Origin of the sequence: Streptomyces sp. NBC_01508 (genome assembly GCF_045040315.1) — a bacterium.
Taxonomy (GTDB): Bacteria; Actinomycetota; Actinomycetes; order Streptomycetales; family Streptomycetaceae; genus Streptomyces.
This window is the reverse complement of record NZ_CP109419.1, coordinates 3,571,510-3,593,741: the sequence shown is the minus strand read 5'-3', so window position 1 is coordinate 3,593,741 and position 22,232 is coordinate 3,571,510. Positions and strand designations below refer to the sequence as shown.

Here is a 22,232-nt window from a genome sequence, read left to right as displayed (position 1 = left end):
GCTTGGTGCTGCTGCTCGGTCATGGGCCCGAGGGCGCAGAGCGGCAAGCGTCCTGCCGTGCCTTGAGGGGAGCGTGGGTGGACCATGCCCGCAGGGCTAATCGAGCTGATCTGCGGCTCCCTTCCTTCGGACTGAACGCTCAGCGCAATGTAGCGGGGGCCCAGCGGAACTCTGAGGCGTGCTCCAACGTGACGGCTACGACGAGGCTCCAGTCGTACACCCGGTGACCTGCGGGGCCGCCGACGGGTGTGACTTGGCGCGGGTCCCTTGTGGTGATGCCGGCAGCGTCAACACGAAGTGACCAAGGGCGCCTGTCCTTGAGCGCGCGCTGGTGCCGCCCCCAGCCCAGGGTGGCCGCCCCGAGATGCCGTCCGTACAGGAGGTAGAGCAGAATCGGGTAGAGCACAGATCCGACGCACACGGCCACCGGAATGTCAGAGAGTTGCGTGTCGTGAGGGTCGTTTGAAGTGACCAGCAGCACGAATACCAGCCACGCGTGGAGAAACGGCCATGCGAGGACGGCGAAGAGAAGCCAGTGACGTCTCAGCGAACGACGACTAGATGTCGCGTAGCTGGAAATGGGGTCCTTCCCGGTCCAGGTGATCTCGAAGGCGCCTTCGGTGGCAGCCGTCTCACCTGTAAGGATCCGGGTCGGCGGTGTCCGTGGCGGACGCTCGGTTTCGGATTCGCGCGCTGCCGTGTCGGACATGGTGGCGGAGGGCCGGAGTTGCTCCAGGCGTTCGTAGACGACTGACGCACTGTGGGGCCGTTGGTCCGGGTCGCGCTGCAGCAGCTCGGTGAGCAACTGGGCAACGGTCTCCGGCGCATCGGGGCGCAGGCTGCTCAACAGCGGCGCCTCGTCGTCGAGTTTGCGACGGATGACGGAGAGCGGGGAGCCGTCGCCGAAAGGAGGCTTGCCGGTGAGCAGGGCGAAGAGGACGCTGCCGAGGGCATAGAGGTCGGAGCGTTCGTCACCGCGCTGGTCGAGGAACTGTTCCGGTGCGCCGTAGAGGGCGGTACCGGCGGGGGCGAGCATGGAGGTGGGGACGACGGTGAAGGTGTGGGCGTGGGTGTGGGTGAAGCCGGCGATGCCGAAGTCGACGACTTTGATGCGGCTGTCAGCGGTGAGCATGACGTTGGACGGTTTGATGTCGTAGTGACGACCTTGGCCCGGTGGGCGGCGGCAAGGGCGGCGCAGATCTCCTGGGCGATCTCCAGCGCCCGCGCCACGGGCATGGAGGTCTGCTCGTGCATGTGGTGGGCGAGCGTGGTGCCGTCGATGTGTTCCATGACCAGGAACTGCAGGCCGTCATGGATGCCGCGGTCGTAGAGGGCGACTACGTTGGGGTGTTTGATCTGTGCGGCGGCCACGGCCTCGCGCTCGAAGCGATGGAGCAGGTCCTGCGCGGCGTCGTTGTCGCGTACAAGCAGTTTGATGGCCACGCTGCGGTGGAGATCGCGGTCGCGGCCGGCCCAGACCTCGCCCATCCCGCCCCGGCCAAGCCGCTCGCCCAGCTCGTACTTGCCCGCGATCAATGTGCCGCGCTCCACCTGCACTCCAATCGCCTGTGTTGTGACCCGTAGCTGACGGACACCAGTGTCACGGACCACGCCTGGAGGTGAAGGGTGGTTCCCGATGGTTGCCCGGTCGAGCACACCGACCGAGCAACCGCAGGAGTTGAACCCCTGAGGGGAGCAACTCAGGCGACATTCGAGGCGCGCAACCCGGTCAACGTTCCGGTCACAGCCCTAGGTTCTGTCCGGACAGGGCCTAGCAGGGCTTTGTTACGTCTCTGCGCACGTGGCTGTTCTGGTGGTTTCCTGCTGGTATGAGGGCTCATGAACTCGCTGCGTGGCGGAGTCGGTTGGAGGAGTTCGCCGGGGAGGTGTTCGCGCCGTAGACGCGTGCTGATCAGCGGGTGAAGGGCGGGCTGTACCTGCGGGGTCTGCTGCTGGACGGCCGTCGGAAGTCGATGCGGCCGATGGCTGGGCGGCTCGGTGTGGACCATCAGCAGTTGCGGCAGTTCATGACCTCGTCGACCTGGCCGGTGGACACGGTCCGAACCGGGTTGGCCCGGCGGGCGGTGGCGGTGGTGCGGCCGCAGGTGTGGGTGGTGGACGACCCAGGCTTCCCGAAGGACGGGACATCCTCGCCCGGGGTGGCCGGGCAGTACTCCGGCACCCTGGGGGCCTGTATTTCAATTACTGCTCGGTGAACGGGTGTTGGCGGGACACTGAGGCGTGACTGCGTGTGCGGCTGCTCAGGCTTCGGTTGTGGCTCTGAGGGCGAAGTTCGACCAGTTCCTTCCTCATCTCGATGAGCGACGCCGGCGGATCTACCTGGCCAGCGAAGCTGCCGCGCTTGGCCACGGCGGGATCGCGTTGGTGGCGGCCGCTTCTGGTGCCAGTGCGGCCACCGTCGCACGCGGGATCGCCGAGTTGTCCGGGCACCCTTTGCCATCCGGGCGGATCCGGGCTCCAGGAGCCGGCCGCAAACCGCTGACGGTCACCGACCCCGGTCTACTGCCCGCGCTCGAAGCTCTGATCGAGCCGCACACCCGGGGTGATCCGGTCTCGCCGTTGCGCTGGACCACGCTCTCACTCCGTTCGCTGGCCTCTGCGCTGACCATGCAGGACCACCCGGTCGGCGCGGCGACCGTCGGACGCCTGCTGCACTCTCTGGGATACAGCCTGCAGGGCACCGCCAAGACCACGGAAGGCGCCAGTCATCCGGACCGTGATGCCCAGTTCACGCACATCAACGCCACCGCCGCGGCGTTCCTCGAGGGCGACCAGCCAGTGATCAGCGTGGACACCAAGGCCAAGGAATGGCTCGGTAGCCGTGATCGACCCGGACGGACCTGGCGGCCAGGCAAGAACCCCATCCGTGTCGACTGCCACACGTTCATCACCAGTGACCAGCCCGTGGTCATCCCCTACGGAATCTACGACATCGCTCGCAACACTGGCTGGGTCAACGTCGGGACCGACCACGACACGGGCGAGTTCGCGGTGGAATCCATCCGCCGCTGGTGGCGGCAACGTGGACGGGACGACCACCCGGACGCCGCCCGGCTGCTGATCACCGCCGACTGCGGTGGTTCCAACGACCCCCGCCGCTGGACATGGAAGAAGCACCTCGCCGCCTTCGCCTTGGAAAGCGGGCTCGAGATCACGGTCTGCCACTTCCCACCCGGCACATCGAAGTGGAACAAGATCGAACACCGGATGTTCTGCCACATCACCGCGAACTGGCGTGGCAGGCCCCTGACCAGCTACAAGACCGTCATCGAGACGATCGCCGCCACGACCACCCGCGCCGGGCTCAGAATCGGCGCCGAACTCGACACGGGCCGATATGACCTGGGCACCGAAGTGCCACCCGCCGAGTTCCATGCGCTGCCGATCACACCCCACGCCTTCCACGGCGGCTGGAACTACACTCTGGCACCGGTCGCACCCCGGCTTCCCGAGCCGGCACCGAGCCGACAGCGGATCGATCCCGCCCTGACGGCAATGCTCAGCGACCCGGCCCTGACCGGGATGTCACGATCCGCGTTCGACCTCCTGGTCACAGTCTCGGAACCGTACTGGGACGCCTTGGCCGAGGCAGCATTCCAACGACGCTTCCACCGCCCACGCAGCTACCTCCACCCACAGATCAGCAGCCTCGACCACTACCACCGCCTACTGACTGCCCTGTTACGGCGCCGCCGAGCCGTCACCAGCACCCTTCTGGCCGAGCTCCTGAACGTCACCCGCACCAACCTGTCCAACCAATTCCAAGACGGTCACCGCCTTCTGGACCTGCACCGCATCGCGGTCACACCGCTACCCGGAACCCCGGCCCGCACCCTGTCCCAACTCCGAGCCCGCCTACCGTCACACGGCGACACCTGCGCAGATCAACTCTGACAGTTATTCAGACACAGGCCCTGGGCAAGGTCGGCAACTGCCAGATCGGGGTCAGTGTCCATGCCGCGTCCGACACCGCTTCGTGCCCGCTGTCCTGGCGGCTGTTCCTGCCCGGCAGTTGGGACGGGTCCGTGGCTGCCGGCCGGCGGGCCCGCTGCCGGATCTCCGAGGGCGAGCATCACCGGTCGAAGTGGCAGCCGGCGCTGGACATGCTCGACGAACTGGCCGCCGTCGGACTGCGGCCCGCGGTGCTGGTCGCGGACACCGGTTACGGGGCGAACGCCGACTTCCGCCACGGCCTGGAAGACCGCGGCCTGGCCTACGCACTGCGGGTCAAAGGCGAGATGACCGCCCACGCCGAGTCGGCCGTGCCGCTCCAGCCGCTTTACGGCGGGCTCGGGCCGCGTTCGCTGCCCCGCTACCGCACCCACCCGGTCAGCCTGCGCGAACACGTCCTGGCCCAGGGACGCGACAGGGCGGCCGCAGATGATACGGAGGCGGACCGGGCAGGGCCTGCCTGACGGCGCGTGTTGAAACTGGGCTCGTGGCACCATCGACGGCGCACGGCTGACCTTGCCCTTTATGCTGCTCTGCGTGGACTCCAGTGCAATAGCACCTGCCAAGGCCCGATCGCGTGCACGACAAGCGAGCGGTGTGACAGCGCTGCTTCTCCTGTCACCTTTCGGTGTTTTGCTGTTGGTGCCGGCGGACCATCTTCGGGCCGAGGCGTCTGTGCTCTGTGCCTTGGTGGGCAGCCTCGTGGGGGGCTTCATGCTTCTGGAGCAATGCCAGGAAACCCGGGTGATCCGGTGCTCGATGTCCCACATCACCGCGCAGACCTGGACCGGCCGGCGCTCGGTAGATCTCACACTTATCAGGGATGTCCGTCTGCTCACTACCTTCAGCTCCGGCGGGTCCTACCGCGCCGTCCTGGTGCGCGACCAGAACGGCGTGCGCCTGGGTCTCACCTCAACAAGGAGCAAGCGCGCTCTGGTACGTGCGCTGCGCAACGCCCCTGTTGACGGGCGAAGCAGGCCGAGAGTCAGTTCCGCGGCACGCGCGCACCTCGGCCTCGGGGCTCACCGAACTCACATGATGCATACCGTCATCAGCTTCTTGGCGCTGGTGACTTCCATCTGTCTGTACAACGGGCTCGTCCTCAAGCTCGCGGGCTTCTAGCCTCCGCCCGACGAGCCACCTGTGTCAGCGAGGTGATCCGGCTCAGTTCGCGAGCCTTCAATCCCCTTTGCAGATCGAGGTCTCCGCTGATCACGCCCCGTACGCCTGGCACGGCACCTCGCTTCGTTGTCGGCGTTTTCGAAGGCATCCGAGTACGTCCAGTACGAGGCCGATCCTCCGCCTTGCGATGCACTGCACCGGACGCCCCGGCCTGGTCCCCGAAGATCCGCCGGACAGGCCCTAGGGCGTGTTGCGAAAGTCCCGCCTGGCCGACGACGCCTGGCACGCACACTCGCCGCGTTGTCGGACTCGTCCAAGTACGCCCAGTACGAGAACGATCCTCCGCCTTGCGATCGCACGCACCAGACGCCGTCGGCCCCGCCCTTCGGGCGGACGGCGCTACTTTCGCAACACGCCCTAGCCGCTCGGGTGGCCCGGTAGCCGGGCAAGCCCCGCTTCACTTCGCGTCCGAGTACCGCTCCACCGTGGCGGTCGTGAAAGGAAAACGCACCGGCGTCTCCCCGAAGGCGATCCGGCCCGCCAGCTCGCCGGCCTCGCGGATCGCCACCGCCACCCGCGCCGCCTCCTCCCGCGGGCAGTGCACGATCACCTCGTCGTGCTGGAAGAAGACCAGCTCCGCCCGTATCCCGGCGGTCGCGCTCCGCAGCGCCGCCAGCATCAGCAGCGCCCAGTCCGCCGCGCTGCCCTGCACCACGAAGTTCCGCGTGAAGCGGCCACGCGCCCGTGCGTTCGTCGACGCGTACCCCGGCGTGAACTCGCCATCGCCGGAAGGCACTTCGTCGGACTCCTGTGGGATGCCCGCCTCGCCACCGTCCCCCGAAGCGGCCGCCGGCGGACTCGTCCGGCCCAGCCACGTCCGTACGAGCCTGCCCTCCTCACCCGCCCGCGCCGCGTCGTCGACGTACGCGACGGCCTGCGGGAACCGTCTTCGCAGGGCGGCCAGATTCTTCAGGCCGTCGCCCGACGTCTGGCCGTAGATCGCGCCCAGCAGCGCGAGCTTCGCCTGCGCCCGGTCACCGGAGAACGCCCGGTCCGACAGCACCTTGTACAGATCGTCGTCGTGCCCCGCGACCTCCATCAGCCCCCGGTCCCGGGAGATCGCCGCGAGGACGCGCGGCTCCATCTGGTCGGCGTCCGCCACGACCAGCCGCCAGCCCTCGTCGGCGACGACCGCTCCCCGTATCACGCGCGGGATCTGCAACGCGCCGCCGCCGTTGGTCGTCCAGCGGCCGGAGACCGTACCGCCCGGCAGATACTCCGGGCGGAAGCGGCCGTCCCGCACCCAGTCCTGGAGCCAGCTCCAGCCGTGCGCCGTCCAGATGCGGTACAGCTTCTTGTACTCGATCAGCGGAGCCACCGCCGGATGGTCGATCTCCTCCAGCTCCCACCGCCGCGTCGACTTCACCTGGAACCCGGCCCGTGTGAACGCCTTCACCACGTCCGCCGGCAGATCGGGCCGTACGCGCCGCCCGAACGCCTCCGAGACCTGATCGGCCAGCTCCGCCAGCCGCCGTGGCTCGCCCCCGCCCGCGTACCGCTCGCCCAGCAGCTCGTCCAGCAGGGCGCGGTGCACATCCGCCCGCCACGGCAGACCCGCCGCGCGCATCTCGGCGGCCACCAGCATCCCCGCCGACTCCGAAGCCGTCAGCAGCCGCAGCCGTCCCGGATTCTCCGCCTCGTCATGTCTGCGCTCCTGCTCCGCGTACACCTCCAGCAGCCCCTCGAACGGCACCTCCGCGCCCGCCCGCGGCTGGAAGAGCGAGGACTGCGAACCCGGCTCGGCGGCCCGCTGCGGCGGATCGGGCGGTACGGGCCCCCGCCGCAGCCGCGCCCAGGCGGCCGCCGCCGACCGGGGCTCCCCGAGCCGCCCCTCGTGGCCGAGCAGCAGCAGCTCCGCCGCCTCGATGTCGTAACACCGCTCCACCCGTACCCCGGCGGCCAGCAACCGGGGCGCCAGCTCGGCGGTGGACCGCCACACCCACCGCGTGACCTCGGGCAGCCGCGTCCGGACCGCGTCGACCAGGTCGGGCTCGCGCAGCACCGGACCGGCGGGGCGCGCGTCGGCACCCAGCGGCGCGAGCCACGCGCCACCACCCTCCGCCGGGGCCACGGCCCACCGTCCGCTCATGGACCCGAGTCTCGCAGCAGGGTCTGACAACGGGCGGTCACGGAGCTGCCGGTGTTGCCGGAACTGACCCGGGCGGAACTTTCGAGAGGCGGCCGGGGCTGTACGCGGCGACCATCGAAATGACTCACACGAATCGAAATGGCTCGTACGCAACGTGTCAATCACATCGCACCGGTTCAAGAGGAAGTGCCGAGCGCCCCGCGACGTCGGTGGGCTCGCATCTACGGAGGCTGACATGCAGGCGATCGTTTTCGAGGAGTTCGGCGGTCCTGAGGTGCTTCAGCTCAAGGACATCGAGCAGCCGCAACCGGGTCCCGGCCAGATCCGCGCGTCCGTCCGGGCGGCCGGGGTCAACCCGGCCGACGCGAAGATCCGCAAGGGCTGGATGGCGGAGGTCTTCCCGACGGCGTTCCCCGCCGTCCCCGGCAGCGAGTTCTCCGGAGTCGTGGACGCCGTCGGCGACGGCGTCATCGGACTGTCCGTAGGGGACGAGGTCGTCGGCTGGTCGATCAGCGGCGCCTACGCGCAGTACACGCTGGCGACCCTCGTCGTACCCAAGCCGGCCGGGCTGAGCTGGGACGTGGCGGCGGCGCTGCCGGTCGCGGGCGAGACGGCCCGGCGGGTGCTGGACGACCTGGCCGTCAAGGAGGGCGAGACCCTGCTCGTGCACGGCGCGGCCGGATCGGTCGGATCGATGGCCGTCCAGCTCGCCGCGGCGCGTGGCGCGACGGTCGTCGGCACCGCCTCACCGGCCAACCACGACTACGTACGGCTGCTCGGCGCCACCCCGGTGACGTACGGCGAGGGCCTGGTCGAGCGCGTCCGTGCCGTCGCGCCCCAGGGCGTGGACGCGGTCTTCGACACGGCGGGCAAGGGCGCGCTGCCGGACTCGATCACCCTGCGCGGTGGCACGGCCGCCCGTGTCATCACGATCGCCGACCCGACGGCCGCCGAGCACGGGGTGCCGTTCTCCTCGGGCGGCTCCACCCCGGAGGAGAGCCGCGCGGGCCTCGCCGAACAGGCCCGACTGGCGGCGGAGGGCACGCTGCGGGTCCTGGTGGCACAGACCTCCCCCCTGGCGGACGCCGCCCAGGTCCAGTCGGCGAGCGAGTCGGGCCACAGCCGCGGCAAGCTGATCATCAAGCCATGAGCTGACGGGCCATGCCTGTCCTCGATCACCGGACGGCCGCACGCTCGACCCGTCCGGCGGGCCTTCCCAGCCCGTCCGGCGATCGCGGGCACCGCCCACCCACCGGATCCATTTCAGGCCCGTCGGCGATCGAGGACGAACCGACGGCCACCGGCCGGACCCCGTGAACCCTCGTCGCGCGCCCCGCTCTCACTCCAGCCTGCGGATCACCCGCGCCGGGTTGCCGACCGCCAGCACCCCGGCCGGCAGATCCTTCGTGACCACGGATCCCGCGCCGACCACCGTGTTCTCGCCGATCGTCACTCCGGGGCAGACGATCACGCCACCGCCGAGCCACACGTTGTCGCCGATCGTCACGGGTGACGCCCGCTCCCAGCCCGCCCGGCGGCGCTCGGTGTCCAGTTCGTGGGTGGGCGTGAGCAGTTGGACGTTCGGGCCTATCTGGACGTCGGAGCCGACGGTGATCGGCGCCGAGTCGAGGAAGATCGCGCCGAAGTTGACGAATGTGCGCGCGCCGATGCTGATGTAGGTGCCGAAGTCGCAGTTGAACGGCGGCCGGATCCGTACTCCCTCACCCACCGAGCCCAGCAACTCGCCCAGAATCCGCCGGCGCCCGTCCGCGTCGGGCAGCTCGTTCCCGCCCGTCCCGTTGTACGCGGAGCACAGGTCGACCCGCCGCACGGTGTCCGTGCCCAGCTCCTCGTCGTCCGGCAGGTACCACTCGCCGGCGAGCATCAGCCGCTTGTTCTCGCCCATGTGGGGCCATGTCCTCTCGTCGGGCGTTTGGGAGTCCCACCACGGTAGAGCGGTGTGCCGGATCATGTGCCGTACCCCCTCAACCTGTGGACAGACACGAGACCGTGCAGGTCGCGCAGTATTTCGATATGCACAGGCTGTGGATAACCTGCCTTCTGAGACCATGGACGACGGCCCGACGTCGCGACGGTCGGGACCGGAACGATCAAGAGGCAACAGGGGCGAGGGGAGACGGTTCCATGCCGACCGCGCAAGGTACGGTCGACGGCGCCTTCGCCGCCGCGCTCTACGCCGACCCGGCGGTGGACGGCGGCAGGGGACTGGACACCGGCGCCTCGCTGCTCGCCGCCGACCCGGCGGCCGACACCGAGCTGCGCGGGCGGGGCGAGCGGTTCCTGCGCCGGGCCTGGGAGCGCGGCTGGCAGCCCGCCGACGTCGTACGGCTCGTGCGCCGCGACCTCGACGAGCCGCACGCGTGCCTCGTCGCCGAACTGATCACGGCGGAGGCCGTCCGGTACGAACGGGTGGCCCCGCGCTGGGGTGCCCAGCTCACGGAGATCGCGGCGGACCTCGAAGCCGACCGCGGGGCCGGGACGGCGCCCCGCTTCACCGACCGCTTCTCGTACGCGACCACCGCACTGGAGCTGTACCGGCTGCTCGTCGGGCTCCCGGCGATCGAAGCGGTGGGGCCGGTGCCCGGCACGCCCGTCCATCTCCCGGTGGCCGACGGCGAACCGCGCATGCTCACCCGGATCCGCGCCCTGCTCGCCAAGGCCGAGGGCACCGGCTTCCCCGAAGAGGCCGAGGCGCTGAGCGCCAAGGCGCAGGAGCTGATGGCCCGGCACAGCATCGACGAGGCCCTGCTCGCCGACCGCGCGCACCGCGGCGACGTACCGGCCGCGTGCCGGATCGGGGTGGACGCGCCGTACGAGACGGCGAAGGCGATCCTGCTCGACGCCGTCGCGTCCGCCAACCGCTGTCAGTCGGTGTGGAACAGCGGTCTCGGCTTCTCCACCGTGGTCGGTTTTGAGCCGGATCTGGAGGTGGTGGAACTGCTGCACACGTCGCTGCTCGTGCAGGGGACCGCGGCGATGACCCGCGCGGAGGCCGCCCAACGGGCTTCGGGCCGCAGGCGGACGAAGACCTTCCGGCAGTCGTTCCTCATGGCGTACGCCCACCGCATCGGCGAACGGCTCGCGTCCGCCGCCGAACAGGTCACCGCCGACGTGGCCGGTGCCGAGGCCGCCGCCGGGGCCGGCCCCGGCGGTGACTCCACACGAACGGCCGGCGGGGGAGGCCGGTTGCTGCCCGTCCTGGCGGCACGGGAGATGGCCGTCGCCGACCGCGCGGAGCGGATGTTCCCCCGGACGGTGCGCACGAGGGTGCGCGGCGTGAGCGACGGCGAAGGCTGGGCGCACGGCACGGCGGCTGCGGACCGGGCCCATGTCCCCGGTGGCGGGCGGACCCGCGGCGGTGGCGGCACCGGGGCCGCCCCGCACCGCCGGCTCCGCCCTGGAGCCTGACCGCGCCCCCGCGGACGCCACCGCCTCATAAGGAGGGTGCCGGGTTCACCTGAACTCGGCGCCCTCCTTATAAACCCGGCGCCGTCCCTATGAGGAGAAACGCCAGAAGAAAGCGGTCTCCGTCACGGCACCGGGATGTCCGTCGGCAGCCCATCGGGCAGCTCACCCGGCTCTGTCTTGGTGAGGCTGTCCTTCGTGCCGCCCTCCCACGAAAGCACCAGTTTCTTCCCGTCGTTGGAGTCGATCGACCCCATCGTGCGGTCGGTGTTCCCGTCGGCGCACTTGAGCGCGAGCATCGGCTCGCCGCCCATGTCCTGGACGTCGCCCTGGCAGATGTGCTCGTCGGCGATGAGGGCGACCTTGCCCTCCTTGACGGACAGCGCGACGGCCTTGCCCGCCGTCATCCCGGCCCAGCTGCCTTCGAGGCTGTCGGCCGTACCCCCGGCGTCCGGTGTGGCTTCGGCGTCGTCGGCGTCCGGTTCGCCGGGAGCCGGGGCGGTGGTGCCCTTGTCCTTGGCGGAGTCGTCACCGCTGTCACCGCCGCCGCAGCCGGCGAGAGTGAGCGCGACGGCGAGTCCGGCCGCGGCGACACTGGTTCGTACGAGCTTGTGCACGACGAAGTCCCCCTTCAATTCCACGACCGCGCCAAGCTACCAGGGCGGCCGCCGTATACCTCGCCGTCGAGTTCCGGACGAGTATCTGAACACTTGGCACCGAAAGGGCTTTCCATGCGTCTCATTCACTGAGGCATGCGTCGAGGCATCCGCTCGTGAGTCTGTAGTCAAGGGAACACCCCGCGTGCACGTGCATCTGCTCATGCATTGGCATGTGAACACAGCTATGATCCGAGCTAGTTGACACCTGCACCATGCAACTCGGGGAGCGTCCTGTGCACCACGCGTACAACGGCATGGCGGCCACCGAGCTTCACGGAGTCGTCTGGCACAAGAGCAGGCACAGCAATTCGCAGGGGTCCTGCGTGGAGTTCGCCAAACTGCCCGGCGGGGGTGTGGCGGTGCGGAATTCACGCCACCCCGAAGGCCCGGCCCTCGTGTACACCCGGGCCGAGATCGTGGCCATGCTGGCGGGTGTGAAGGACGGGGAATTCGATCATCTGACGGCCTGAGACCGAGCCCTCACGGTCCTCGAACCGCCCGTCGTCATTCGGTCCGCAGCCGGAACAGCGCCCAGACCACTTTGCCCTGCAGCGAACCGGCGAGCGGATGCCAGCCCCACGTATCGCTGAACGAGTCCACCAGGAACAGTCCTCTGCCGGACTCCGCGGCGAAGTCCTCGTCCGACTCGCGCGCCGTGGGACCCGCGTGGCTGGGGTCGCGCACCGCGCACACCAGCCGGGTCGTCCAGCGCATCAGATGCAGTCGTACGGGTGGCTCCTGCGGTTCGCGCGGGGTGTCCGAAGGAAGGGCGTGCCGCAGCGCGTTGGTGACGAGTTCGGAGACCACCAGCGCGACATCGTCGAAACGGTCGTCGAGTTCCCACTGACAGAGCGTCGTCCGGGTGAACTGCCGTGCCCCGCGCACCGCTTCGTAGCGGGCGGGCAGTGCGCACGACGCCGAGCTGGAGACGGCCGCGGGATCGATCGGCGGAAGCCCCTGCCTTAACGGCTCGAGCACGGTCGATCCATTCGTCCCCATGCGAGGCACTCCCCGGGATTCGCGGCCGTAGCGATACTGCGGTGGTACAGCGTCACAACACGTCAAACACGAACGAGCACGCAGGTGCGGCGAGGACCATGGTTCCCAATGCGCACAGCAGATGCAAGGGCAGATGCACGTGCACGCGCCCGAATTGGCCCAAGATGGGGCGTTCCGCGATTGTTTCTTCTGCCAACCACTTTCCCGCTCTTCCCAAAGGCTTCCCATTTCTGTAATCGAATGAGTACGGGCTGATGCGTTTGATGGCACAATCCGGCTTCTCAGGGTTCGGGGGTACTCGGAGGGCGTCGAGGGCGAAATAGTGGGAGATGGACCGTATGGGGAGGGTTGGAGACGTGACCGCAGTCGAACCGGGCGGATCCGTGGTGCGGCGCATACTGCTGGGCTCGCAGCTGAGGCGGCTGCGTGAGTCGCGCGGCATTACGCGCGAGGCGGCCGGATACTCGATCCGCGCGTCCGAGTCCAAGATCAGCCGTATGGAGTTGGGGCGGGTGAGTTTCAAGTCCAGGGACATCGAAGATCTGTTGACGCTCTACGGAGTCGCCGACGAGATGGAGCGAGGCTCCCTGATCGGTCTCGCCCGGGAGGCCAACGTCGCCGGCTGGTGGCAGAGCTTCGGCGACGTCCTGCCCGGCTGGTTCCAGACGTACATCGGACTCGAAGGTGCCGCCTCGCTGATCCGTATCTACGAAGTCCAGTTCGTGCACGGCCTGTTGCAGACCGAGGCGTACGCGCACGCCGTCGTCAAGCGCGGTATGCCCAACGCGCCCCAGGCGGAGATCGACCGCCGCGTCGCGCTGCGCCAGGAGCGTCAGAAGACGCTCGTCTCCGAGCGCGCCCCGCGCCTCCACGCGGTGCTGGACGAGGCCGCGCTGCGCCGCCCGTACGGCGACCGGGCCGTGATGCGAGGCCAGTTGGCCCATCTCATAGAGATCTCCGAGCATCCGACGGTCACGCTCCAGGTGATGCCCTTCAGCTTCGGCGGCCACGCCGGCGAGAGCGGCGCCTTCACGATGCTGCGCTTCCCCGAGTCCGATCTCTCCGACCTCGTCTACCTGGAACAGCTCACGAGCGCGCTGTATCTCGACAAGCAGGAGGAAGTCACCCAGTACGAACGCGTGATGACCCGGCTGCACCAGGACAGCCTCGGGCCGGCCGAGAGCCGCGACCTGCTGCGGGGTCTGCTGCAACTCTCCTGAACGACCGCCATCGGCCCGAAGCCGTGCGGGCAACGGGATCGGACGTATCCGAAGCTCCTCAACTCCGATGTGGCATACGTATGATGACGTGACATCAGCTTTCCGGATCTGAGGTTAGGGATTCCATGTCCTTCTTCACCGAACTCGCCCAGCAGTACATCGACGGCGAGTGGCGGCCCGGCAGTGGCTCATGGGACATCATCAACTTCAACCCGTACAACGGGGAGAAGCTGGCGTCGATCGCCGTGGCGACGGCCGACGAGGTGGACCAGGCGTACCAGGCTGCCGAGCGCGCACAGGTGACGTGGGCGGAGACCAACCCGTATGCCAGGAGGTCGGTCTTCGAGCGCGCGCTGCGCGTCGTCGAGGACCGCGAGGAGGAGATCGCCGAGGCGATCATCGCCGAGCTGGGCGGTACGCGCCTGAAGGCGGCGTTCGAGCTGCACCTCGCCAAGGAGTTCCTGCGCGAGGCCGTACAGCTCGCGCTGCGCCCCGAAGGCCGCATCATCCCCTCGCCGGTGGAGGGCAAGGAGAACCGGGTCTACCGGATCCCCGTCGGTGTGGTCGGCGTCATCAGTCCTTTCAACTTCCCCTTCCTGCTGTCCCTCAAGTCGGTCGCCCCGGCGCTGGCACTGGGCAACGCCGTCGTCCTCAAGCCCCACCAGAACACGCCGATCTGCGGCGGGTCCCTGGTGGCCAAGGTGTTCGAGGACGCGGGTCTGCCGACCGGACTGCTGAACGTGGTCATCACCGACATCGCCGAGATCGGCGACGCGCTGATCGAGCACCCGATACCGAAGGTCATCTCCTTCACCGGATCCGACCGGGTCGGCCGGCACGTCGCGGTCGTCTGCGCGAAGAACTTCAAGCGCTCCATACTCGAACTCGGCGGGAACAGCGCGCTGATCGTCCTCGCGGACGCCGATGTCGACTACGCGGTCGACGCGGCGGTCTTCAGCCGGTTCGTGCACCAGGGCCAGGTCTGCATGGCGGCGAACCGCATCCTGGTGGACCGGGCGATCGAGAAGGAATTCACCGAGAAGTTCGTCGCCAAGGTCAAGACGCTGACCGTCGGTGACCCGGCCGACCCGAAGACGATCATCGGCCCCCTCATCAGCTCCCAGCAGGCCGACGCCGTCGGCGCGCTGGTCGACCAGAGCGTCGCGGCGGGCGCGACCGCGCTGGTGCGCGGCACCGTCGACGGCCATCTCGTCTCACCGTCCGTGCTGACCGGTCTGGCCGCCGATTCCCCCCTGTTGTCGCAGGAGATCTTCGGCCCGGTCGCGCTGCTGGTGCCGTTCGACGGCGTCGACGAAGCGGTCGGCATCGCCAACGACACGCCGTACGGCCTCAGCGGCGCCGTGCACACCAGCGACATCGAGCAGGGTGTGCGGATCGCGCAGCGGATCAAGACCGGCATGATCCACATCAACGACGGCACCGTCCATGACGAGCCGATCGTCCCGTTCGGCGGCGAGAAGCACTCCGGGAACGGACGGCTCAACGGCGAGTCGATGGTCGACGCCTTCACCACGCAGAAGTGGATCTCGGTTCAGTACGGGCGCTCACGCTTCCCGTTCTGATCTTCCGTCCGACGCCGGAGTCACCCGTTCCGGTCCCCGAGTGACTCCAGCAGCTCCGCGGCCCGCCCCGCGTCCTCACTGACCTCGGTGCGCTCGTCCTGCGTCAGCTCGACGGCGGCGGCCCTGCCGAAGAAGCCGCGTGCCTCCTCAAGGTCGCCGAGGCGCTGGGCGACGTCGCCGCGCAGCACGAGGATCCGGTAGAGCTGCACGGCGGTCGGCGACGCGCCCTCCTTACGGATGCCGTCGTCGCCCGCTTCCTTGCTCACTCCGTCGCTCACTCCACTGTCCACCCCGTCGCCCGCCTCGGCGTCCCTGAGCGCGCGGTCGAGGATCTTCACCGAGGCCCCCAGGTCCTGCTTCGAGTCGGCGAAGACCATCGCCAGATGCAGGGCGCGCGCGTACGGCTCCTTCGGAGGGGGCTGATGGTGCCCGTCGCTCTCTGCGTCGTTCGGCTGCCCGATCCGGATGGTGTTGCCGCCCGGGTCCGTCATGAGGAACTGCCGCACGCCGTACGACATGTCCTTCACCGGCCCGATCCGGGGCAGCCCACGGGTCGGGATCCTTCCGTACGCCGCCTTGAGCCCGGCCCGGAAGGCGCTGTGCGTCCCGTCGACATCGTCGGTCAGTACGTAGCAGCCGCTGAACGACTCGGTGGGGTCGTACTTCTTCATCCCGAAGAACTGCAACTCCACGTCGCCGCGCTCGACGACCGCGTACGCGTAGGGGCTCTTCTGTAGGAAGGTGACCTCGAAGCCGAGTGCCGAGTAGAAGTCGATTACCGGTTGGATGGTCTGGCAGGGAAGCAGCGGGATGGTCTTCTCTCTCATACCGAGCAGTCTAGTCAAAGTTGAATAGAAAGGGTACGGCGATGTCAGCGATCCGGCTGCTGGTGCTCGGCGCGGTGCGCCTGCACGGCCGCGCGCACGGCTATCAGATCCGCAACGACCTGGAGTTCTGGGGTGCGCACGAGTGGTCGAACGCCAAGCCGGGGTCGATCTACCACGCGCTGAAGCAACTGGCGAAGCAGGGCGAGCTGCTGGCGCACGAGGTCGCGCCGAGCACGGCGGGTGGTCCGCCGCGCACGGAGTACGAGATCACGGAGGCCGGGACGGTGGAGTACTTCCGGCTGCTGCGTGAGTCCCTGGTCGCCTACGACCAGAAGATGGACGTGCTGTCGGCCGGCGTCGGCTTCATCGTCGACCTGCCGCGCGCCGAGGCCGTCGAACTGCTGAAGGAGCGTGTGCGGGCGATCGGGACCTGGCGGGCGTCGGTGACCGAGTACTACACGCCCGAGAGCGGTCCGGAACAGCTCGGGCACATCGGCGAGATCATGAACATGTGGATCAGTCAGGCCGACTCCGGGGCCGAGTGGACGCGCGGGTTCATCGAGCGCATCGAGGGCGGGGCGTATGTCTTCTCGGGCGAGGGTGACCCGTTCGTCGGAGTGATCGTCGAGCGCGAGGACAACCCGTACGCGACGGGCGTCCCCGCCGAGGGTGACGACGACTGATCCGGCGCGGAATCCCCGCTAATCAAGTTTGACTAATCTTCCCTCCAGGGATACCTTTCCGTATGTAGTCAAGTTTGACTACATGGTGCGGGGGCTGGAGGCGAAGGCATTGAGCGACGCGACAGACGCGATCGTCATGGAAGGCGTACGCAAGCGGTACGGCGAGAAGTCCGCTCTCGACGGGCTCGACCTGGTGGTGGCGCGCGGCACCGTGCACGGGGTCCTCGGGCCGAACGGAGCGGGCAAGACGACGGCCGTACGGGTACTGGCCACGCTGCTGCGGCACGACGAGGGCGTGGTCCGGGTGGCGGGGCACGACATCCGTACGGAGGCCCGAGAGGTGCGCCGGCGGATCGGGCTGCTCGGACAGCACGCGGCGGTGGACGAGGAACTGAGCGGGTGGCAGAACCTGGACATGTTCGGGCGGCTCCACCACCTGGGCGCCCGGCGGGCGGCGGCACGCGCCGACGAACTGCTGGAGCGCTTCGGGCTCGCCGGCACCGGGCGCAAGTCGATCAAGCAGTACAGCGGGGGCATGCGGCGCCGCCTCGACCTGGCGGCCTCGCTGATCACCGATCCGGCGGTGCTCTTCCTGGACGAGCCGACGACCGGACTCGACCCGCGCGGGCGCGCCGAGGTGTGGGCCTCCGTGCGCTCGCTGGTCGGCGGGGGCACGACCGTACTGCTGACCACGCAGTACCTGGAGGAGGCCGACCAGTTGGCGGACCGGATCTCGGTCGTCGACAACGGACGCGCGATCGCCGAGGGGACCGCGGACCAGCTGAAGGCGGAGGTCGGCGGCGACCGGGTCGACGTCGTCGTGCGCGACCCGGGGCAACTGGCCTCGGCGGCGCGGCTGTTCGGGGACGAGGCGACGGTGGACGAGGACCGCCGGCTGGTCAGCGTGCCCGCCGCGGACCGGATGGCGACGCTGGCCGGCGCCGTACAGGCACTGACGGCGGCCGGGATCGAGGCGGAGGACATCGTGGTGCGCAGGCCGACGCTGAACGAGGTCTTCCTGGAGCTGACGCAACGTACCAAGGAGGCCGTATGAGTACGACGAACGCCTGGGTGCTCACCGACTGCTGGACGATGACACGGCGCGAACTGGCCCACTGGCGGCGGCGGCCGGCACAGGTGGTCGTCGGGCTGATCTTCCCGGTGATGCTGCTGCTGATGTTCGGCTACTTGATGGGGGCGGGGCGCGGCGTCGACGGGGAGTACATCGGCTTCCTCGTCCCCGGAATGCTCGCGCTGACGATGGCCTTCGGGCTGGAGTCGACGATGCTGGCCGTCACCCAGGATCTGGGCAAGGGAGTCATCGACCGGTTCCGCTCCATGCCGATGGCGTCCTCGGCGGTGCTGGTCGGCCGGAGCGCCGCGGACATGCTCCAGTCGGCGGTGAGCCTGACGCTGATGATCGGGGTCGGTTACGCGGTCGGCTGGCGCTGGAACGGCGGATTCGCCGCGCTGCTGGGGGCGGTGGGGCTGCTGCTCCTGCTGCGGTTCGCGATGCTGTGGCTCGGCATCCATCTGGCGATGGTGGCGGGCAAGCCGGAGATGGTGCAGGCGGTGCAGATCCTGGTCTGGCCGATCGGTTTCCTGTCCAACGCCTTCGCCGCGCCGGAGTCCATGCCGGGCTGGCTCGGCGCCGCCGTCGAGTGGAATCCGATGTCGGCGACGGCTGCGGCGGTCCGCGATATGTCGGGGGTTCCGGGGCAGCTGAGCGGTTCGTGGGCGGCGGAGAACGCGCATCTGCTGGCGGTGTTGTGGCCGGCGCTGCTGGTCGCGCTGTTCTTCCCGCTCGCGGTACGGCGCTTCCGCGGACTCAGCCACTGACCCGACGGCGATCGGTCGGCGGCCGGCCGCCGACCGATCGCCGGGCGGGAACCTCCTCGGGCTCGGCGGTGTATCAGAGGCAGAACCGCAAGCGGCGCGTCGTGTGCCGCGGACCTCGGGGGGAATCCATGCGCAAGATCTCTACGCCCACGCGCCGGTCAATGGTGGAAGGCCGTGGCCGCCGACTTGTCCCGGCCCAAGGGGTGCGGCTGGCGCCGCAGTTCGGGCAGCAGCAGCCGCAGATCGGCGAGCAGCATCGCGGCCAGGTCGGCCGAGAATCCGTTGCGGCACACCACGCGCAGGACGGACAGATCCTCGCGGTTGGCGGGGAAGGTGTAGGCGGGCATGAGCCAGCCGTGCTCCCGCAGCCGCCGCGAGACGTCGAAGACGTCGAAGTTCGTCACGTGGGGAGCGGTGGTGAAGGCGAAGACGGGCAATTGGTCGCCGTGGGTGAGCAGCCGGAAGTCGTCCATCGCCCCGATCTTCTCGGCCAGCCCGCAGGCCACGTCCCGCGCCGCCTGCTGGACGGCTCGGTAGCCGTCCCTGCCGAGCCGCAGGAATGTGTAGTACTGGGCGACCACCTGCGCGCCGGGCCGGGAGAAGTTCAGCGCGAAGGTGGGCATTTCCCCGCCCAGGTAGTTGACGCGGAAGACCAGTTCTTCGGGCAGTTCGGCCGCGGTGCGCCAGAGCGCCCAGCCCACACCCGGGTAGACCAGGCCGTATTTGTGCCCGGAGGTGTTGATCGAGGAGACGCGCGGGAGCCGGAAGTCCCAGACGAGATCCTCGTCGAGGAACGGCGCGACCATCGCCCCGGACGCCCCGTCGACGTGGACGGGGATGTCCAGTCCGGTGCGCTCCTGGAGCGCGTCGAGGGCCGCGCAGAGTCCGGCGACGGGTTCGTACGAGCCGTCGAAGGTGGAGCCGAGCACGGCGACGACGCCGATGGTGTTCTCGTCGCAGAGATCGGCGGCGGCCTGCGGGTCGAGGTGGAAGCGGTCGCCCTCCATGGGGAGGAGGCGGGCCTCGATCTCCCAGAAATCGCAGAACTTCTCCCAGCAGACCTGGACGTTGACGCCCATCACGAGATTGGGCCGGGCGCTGCCCGGATAGCGGTCGCGGTTCTTCGCCGTCCAGCGGCGCTTGAGCGCGAGCCCGGCGAGCATGCAGGCCTCGCTGGATCCGGTGGTCGAGCACCCGACGGTGGCGGACGGGTCGGGGGCGTTCCAGAGGTCGGCGAGCATCGTGACGCACCGCCGCTCCAACTCGGCGGTGCGCGGGTACTCATCCTTGTCGATCATGTTCTTGTCCTGGCACTCCGCCATCAGCACACCGGCCTGCGGTTCCATCCAGGTGGTGACGAAGGTCGCCAGATTGAGCCGGGAGTTGCCGTCCAGCATCAGCTCGTCGTGGACGAGTTGGTAGGCCGTGGACGGCGGCATGGGGCCGTCGGGCAGCCGGTGCGTGGGCGGGGCGGACGTCATGTCGCCGATCGGGTCGGCCTCTCCGAAGAAGGGGTTGAGCGACAGCCGGCGACGCTCGGTGTGGTCGTCCGCCGGATCGTCCGACGGGCCTCTCATATTGCCCTCGGTGCGCTGCGCGCCGTGTTGGAGTGGCATCGGCTTCCCTGTCTCCCGTGGTCTCTCGCCTCAGCTGCCGAGGCCGGCCTTGATGGCGCGGGTGAATTTCACGACCCGTTCGGCCTGGACGCGGGCGGCGGTCAGCGTCTGGTCGTTCACCGGGAGGTCGCCCTGCCCGGAGATGTGCGAGGTGCCGTACGGATTGCCGTCGACGAACTTCGACGGGTGCGTGTAGCCGGGGGTGACGAGGATGCCCCCGAAGTGGTGGATCGTGTTGTAGAGCGCGAGCAGGGTCGTCTCCTGGCCCCCGTGCGGTGTCGCCGACGCCGTGAAGCCGCTGTAGACCTTGTCGGCGAGCTGCCCCTCCTGCCAGAGGCCGCCGAGGGTGTCCAGGAACTGCTTGAGCTGGGCCGCGACGTTGCCGTAGCGGGTGGGGGAGCCGAAGATCACGGCGTCCGCCCAGCGCATGTCGTCGGGTGCGGCCTCGGCGATGCCGGCGGTCGCCTCGATGTTGGCGCCCCAGGCCGGATTGGTGTCGATCGCCGCCTGCGGGGCCAGTTCGGCGACCTTGCGGAGCCGTACGGCCGCTCCCGCCGCCTCCGCGTCCTCGGCGATGGCCTTGGCCATCGTGGCGAGGGTGCCGGTGGCGGAGTAGTAGATGACGGCGACGTTCACGGACGTGGGCATGGCGGCTACCTCGGTGGTGGGGCTTCGACGGCAGGGATGTCAGGCGCGACGATACGGACAAAAGGGGTGATCGGCTCGCCGGGTGTCGGGCGGGTGGCCGTCCGGGTGGCGGTCGCCGTCCTTCACCGCAGGGCCGCGCCGTCCTGGTCGAGCTGCATCCTCGGGCGGCCGGTCACCAGCAGCCAGGCGGGCAGGGTGGCCACGCACAGCAGGGGGAGCAGGTTCGGGTCCGCGGCGAGTACGGCCGCGGTGAACAGGCTCAGCCATCCCTGCCGGGTGACGGCGAGCAGCACCCCGAGCACACCGCAGACGACCGCCACGGTCGGATGTACGGCGGGCACGAGCGCGTGGGCGCACAGCCCGAGGGAGACGCCGATGAAGACCGCCGGGAAGATCCGCCCGCCCCGGAAGCCGCAGGCCGCCGCGACCGTAAGCGCGACCGTCTTCACTCCCGCCATCAGCGCGAACTGCCCGGCCGACCAGCCGTCCGGGTCGGCGGCCAGCGTCTTCACCTCGTCCAGCCCCTTGAAGAGGGTGAGGTATCCGCCCAGCGCCCCGAGGAGGCCGAGGAGCAATCCACCGAGGGTCAGGGCGAGTACGGGACTCCCGAGGCGCCGGAAGGCGGTGTGGATGTACGGGAAGGCGTACACGGCTGCCATACCCAGAGCCGCGGCGACCGGCGCGATCACGAGCGCGGCCAGGGCGTCACCCCAGCGGGCGCCCGAATAGGCAGGCAGGGACAGATCGAAGGTCGGATGGTCGATCAGCACGGTCGTCAGCCCGCCCGCCCCGGCGGCGATCAGCGGCCCGAAGAGCTTGTCCCAGAGTGAGCCGGGCCCCGGCCGGGTCGCGAAGGTCTCCGTGAGGATCAGCGCGGCGGCCACAGGCGTGCCGAAGAGCGCCCCGATCGTGCCGGCCGCGGCCAGCGCGACCCAGAGCGCCGCCGGGGTGGTGGGAGCGGCCTTGCGGCCGAGCCAGTAGGCGAGCGCGATGTTGGCCGCGGTGATCGGATTCTCCGGCCCGAGGCTCACCCCGCCCGCCAGTGCCAGCCCGGTGGCCAGCAGCAGACCGGGCACGACTCCGGGCGGCAGCGGAGGGTCGACGAGCCCGGTCGTGGCGGGGTCGGGTCCCGCGTGCCCGTACACCTGGCGTACGACCAGGCCCACCGCGAGTCCGGTCGCCGTGAGCATCACGATCATCCAGAGGGAGGAGTGCGGGCCGATGCCGAGCGCGTCGGGGAGTCTCTGCCAGAGCACATCCTTCAGCAGCCCGGCCAGCTCACTGACCCCGAGCAGGACAAGGCTCGCGACCACACCGACGACCAGGGAGGGAAGAATCAGCGGGAGGAGCGTGCGCCCGGACGGGGCGGGCGGAGCGGACGGAGTGTCAGTGGCCACGCGCACACCGTATCGGCATAAATGCGACAAAGTGGCGCCCGCGAAAGGGAGCTTGCACCTCACGTGGCGTGAGGACTGAGGCTGATGCCGTA

The 22,232-nt window shown here is 69.3% G+C and carries 18 protein-coding genes and 3 pseudogenes; 12 read left to right on the top strand and 9 right to left on the bottom strand.

The genetic code is table 11. The features are described from left to right. Positions 1–139: 139 nt before the first annotated feature. Positions 140–1,488, bottom strand: a pseudogene (locus tag OG700_RS16460) (serine/threonine-protein kinase). 425 nt (positions 1,489–1,913) lie between these two features. Here OG700_RS16460 and OG700_RS16455 point away from each other — a divergent pair. From OG700_RS16455 to OG700_RS16440, 4 genes and pseudogenes are all read left to right on the top strand, one after another. Beyond that, positions 1,914–2,216: pseudogene (locus tag OG700_RS16455) on the top strand (transposase); the annotation flags it as partial. A gap of 25 nt (positions 2,217–2,241) precedes the next feature. After that, positions 2,242–3,687: pseudogene (locus OG700_RS16450) on the top strand (ISAzo13 family transposase); the annotation flags it as partial. A gap of 92 nt (positions 3,688–3,779) precedes the next feature. Next, a complete protein-coding gene (locus tag OG700_RS16445; protein WP_405621758.1) occupies positions 3,780–4,436 on the top strand; it encodes a transposase in 657 nt (218 codons plus the stop codon). A gap of 133 nt (positions 4,437–4,569) precedes the next feature. Then, positions 4,570–5,094: a hypothetical protein gene (locus OG700_RS16440; RefSeq protein WP_405614196.1), complete on the top strand. Its 525-nt coding sequence runs from the start codon at positions 4,570–4,572 to the stop codon at positions 5,092–5,094. A gap of 457 nt (positions 5,095–5,551) precedes the next feature. Here the strand turns inward: OG700_RS16440 and OG700_RS16435 are convergent, their stop codons facing one another. Then, positions 5,552–7,243: a bifunctional 3'-5' exonuclease/DNA polymerase gene (locus OG700_RS16435; RefSeq protein WP_405614194.1), complete on the bottom strand. Its 1,692-nt coding sequence runs from the start codon at positions 7,241–7,243 to the stop codon at positions 5,552–5,554. 235 nt (positions 7,244–7,478) lie between these two features. On the opposite strand from OG700_RS16435, the gene OG700_RS16430 reads away from it, so the two are divergent. Then, positions 7,479–8,393 (top strand): NADP-dependent oxidoreductase, encoded by a 915-nt coding sequence (locus OG700_RS16430; protein ID WP_405614192.1) that lies wholly within the window; start codon positions 7,479–7,481, stop codon positions 8,391–8,393. Between the two features lie 189 nt (positions 8,394–8,582). On the opposite strand, the gene OG700_RS16425 is transcribed toward OG700_RS16430, so the two are convergent. After that, positions 8,583–9,149 (bottom strand): sugar O-acetyltransferase, encoded by a 567-nt coding sequence (locus OG700_RS16425; RefSeq protein WP_405614190.1) that lies wholly within the window; start codon positions 9,147–9,149, stop codon positions 8,583–8,585. 239 nt (positions 9,150–9,388) lie between these two features. Here OG700_RS16425 and OG700_RS16420 point away from each other — a divergent pair, with 239 nt between their 5' ends. Continuing rightward, positions 9,389–10,672: a DUF2786 domain-containing protein gene (locus OG700_RS16420; RefSeq protein WP_405614188.1), complete on the top strand. Its 1,284-nt coding sequence runs from the start codon at positions 9,389–9,391 to the stop codon at positions 10,670–10,672. A 122-nt stretch (positions 10,673–10,794) separates the two neighbouring features. On the opposite strand, the gene OG700_RS16415 is transcribed toward OG700_RS16420, so the two are convergent. Then, positions 10,795–11,310, bottom strand: a complete 516-nt coding sequence (locus OG700_RS16415; protein WP_405614186.1) for a hypothetical protein — start codon at positions 11,308–11,310, stop codon at positions 10,795–10,797. 251 nt (positions 11,311–11,561) lie between these two features. Here OG700_RS16415 and OG700_RS16410 point away from each other — a divergent pair, with 251 nt between their 5' ends. Next, positions 11,562–11,798: a DUF397 domain-containing protein gene (locus OG700_RS16410; RefSeq protein ID WP_405621756.1), complete on the top strand. Its 237-nt coding sequence runs from the start codon at positions 11,562–11,564 to the stop codon at positions 11,796–11,798. Between the two features lie 34 nt (positions 11,799–11,832). On the opposite strand, the gene OG700_RS16405 is transcribed toward OG700_RS16410, so the two are convergent. After that, a complete protein-coding gene (locus OG700_RS16405; protein WP_405614184.1) occupies positions 11,833–12,327 on the bottom strand; it encodes an ATP-binding protein in 495 nt (164 codons plus the stop codon). Between the two features lie 338 nt (positions 12,328–12,665). Between OG700_RS16405 and OG700_RS16400 the strand changes: the two genes are divergently transcribed. Beyond that, positions 12,666–13,547 carry a helix-turn-helix domain-containing protein gene (locus OG700_RS16400; protein ID WP_405614182.1) on the top strand — a complete coding sequence of 294 codons (882 nt, stop codon included), beginning with the start codon at positions 12,666–12,668 and terminating at the stop codon, positions 13,545–13,547. Between the two features lie 125 nt (positions 13,548–13,672). Further along, complete coding sequence (locus tag OG700_RS16395; RefSeq protein WP_405614180.1) at positions 13,673–15,130, top strand: aldehyde dehydrogenase family protein; 1,458 nt, start codon at positions 13,673–13,675, stop codon at positions 15,128–15,130. Between the two features lie 20 nt (positions 15,131–15,150). On the opposite strand, the gene OG700_RS16390 is transcribed toward OG700_RS16395, so the two are convergent. Next, entirely contained in the window at positions 15,151–15,957 is an 807-nt protein-coding gene (locus OG700_RS16390) for a bleomycin resistance protein (protein ID WP_405614178.1), read from the bottom strand. Between the two features lie 41 nt (positions 15,958–15,998). Between OG700_RS16390 and OG700_RS16385 the strand changes: the two genes are divergently transcribed. From OG700_RS16385 to OG700_RS16375, 3 genes are all read left to right on the top strand, one after another. After that, positions 15,999–16,640 carry a PadR family transcriptional regulator gene (locus OG700_RS16385; RefSeq protein ID WP_405614176.1) on the top strand — a complete coding sequence of 214 codons (642 nt, stop codon included), beginning with the start codon at positions 15,999–16,001 and terminating at the stop codon, positions 16,638–16,640. 136 nt (positions 16,641–16,776) lie between these two features. Further along, the gene (locus OG700_RS16380; protein ID WP_405621754.1) at positions 16,777–17,694 is read left to right on the top strand and encodes an ATP-binding cassette domain-containing protein; all 918 of its coding nucleotides are present in this window, start codon (positions 16,777–16,779) and stop codon (positions 17,692–17,694) included. Next, complete coding sequence (locus OG700_RS16375; RefSeq protein ID WP_405614174.1) at positions 17,691–18,479, top strand: ABC transporter permease; 789 nt, start codon at positions 17,691–17,693, stop codon at positions 18,477–18,479. Before OG700_RS16380 ends, OG700_RS16375 begins: the two co-directional genes overlap by 4 nt. Before the next feature lie 158 nt (positions 18,480–18,637). Here the strand turns inward: OG700_RS16375 and OG700_RS16370 are convergent, their stop codons facing one another. The 3 genes from OG700_RS16370 to OG700_RS16360 all read right to left on the bottom strand — a co-directional run bounded on the left by OG700_RS16370 (position 18,638) and on the right by OG700_RS16360 (position 22,140). After that, positions 18,638–20,095, bottom strand: coding sequence for a glutamate decarboxylase (locus tag OG700_RS16370; protein ID WP_405614172.1), 1,458 nt, complete (start codon positions 20,093–20,095; stop codon positions 18,638–18,640). 30 nt (positions 20,096–20,125) lie between these two features. Next, positions 20,126–20,743, bottom strand: coding sequence for an NAD(P)H:quinone oxidoreductase (wrbA, locus tag OG700_RS16365; protein ID WP_405614170.1), 618 nt, complete (start codon positions 20,741–20,743; stop codon positions 20,126–20,128). A 122-nt stretch (positions 20,744–20,865) separates the two neighbouring features. Then, positions 20,866–22,140 carry an ion channel protein gene (locus OG700_RS16360; RefSeq protein WP_405614168.1) on the bottom strand — a complete coding sequence of 425 codons (1,275 nt, stop codon included), beginning with the start codon at positions 22,138–22,140 and terminating at the stop codon, positions 20,866–20,868. Positions 22,141–22,232: the final 92 nt, after the last annotated feature.

What these genes read in the sequence shown, in the direction of transcription:
- OG700_RS16375 (WP_405614174.1), top strand. Translation starts at nt 17,691, where the DNA reads ATGAGTACGACGAACGCCTGGGTGCTCACCGACTGCTGGACGATGACA.
- OG700_RS16420 (WP_405614188.1), top strand. Translation starts at nt 9,389, where the DNA reads ATGCCGACCGCGCAAGGTACGGTCGACGGCGCCTTCGCCGCCGCGCTC.
- OG700_RS16380 (WP_405621754.1), top strand. Translation starts at nt 16,777, where the DNA reads ATGGAAGGCGTACGCAAGCGGTACGGCGAGAAGTCCGCTCTCGACGGG.
- OG700_RS16390 (WP_405614178.1), bottom strand. Translation starts at nt 15,957, where the DNA reads ATGAGAGAGAAGACCATCCCGCTGCTTCCCTGCCAGACCATCCAACCG.
- OG700_RS16425 (WP_405614190.1), bottom strand. Translation starts at nt 9,149, where the DNA reads ATGGGCGAGAACAAGCGGCTGATGCTCGCCGGCGAGTGGTACCTGCCG.
- OG700_RS16400 (WP_405614182.1), top strand. Translation starts at nt 12,666, where the DNA reads ATGGGGAGGGTTGGAGACGTGACCGCAGTCGAACCGGGCGGATCCGTG.
- OG700_RS16405 (WP_405614184.1), bottom strand. Translation starts at nt 12,327, where the DNA reads ATGGGGACGAATGGATCGACCGTGCTCGAGCCGTTAAGGCAGGGGCTT.
- OG700_RS16435 (WP_405614194.1), bottom strand. Translation starts at nt 7,243, where the DNA reads ATGAGCGGACGGTGGGCCGTGGCCCCGGCGGAGGGTGGTGGCGCGTGG.
- OG700_RS16370 (WP_405614172.1), bottom strand. Translation starts at nt 20,095, where the DNA reads ATGCCACTCCAACACGGCGCGCAGCGCACCGAGGGCAATATGAGAGGC.
- wrbA (WP_405614170.1), bottom strand. Translation starts at nt 20,743, where the DNA reads ATGCCCACGTCCGTGAACGTCGCCGTCATCTACTACTCCGCCACCGGC.
- OG700_RS16385 (WP_405614176.1), top strand. Translation starts at nt 15,999, where the DNA reads ATGTCAGCGATCCGGCTGCTGGTGCTCGGCGCGGTGCGCCTGCACGGC.
- OG700_RS16395 (WP_405614180.1), top strand. Translation starts at nt 13,673, where the DNA reads ATGTCCTTCTTCACCGAACTCGCCCAGCAGTACATCGACGGCGAGTGG.
- OG700_RS16430 (WP_405614192.1), top strand. Translation starts at nt 7,479, where the DNA reads ATGCAGGCGATCGTTTTCGAGGAGTTCGGCGGTCCTGAGGTGCTTCAG.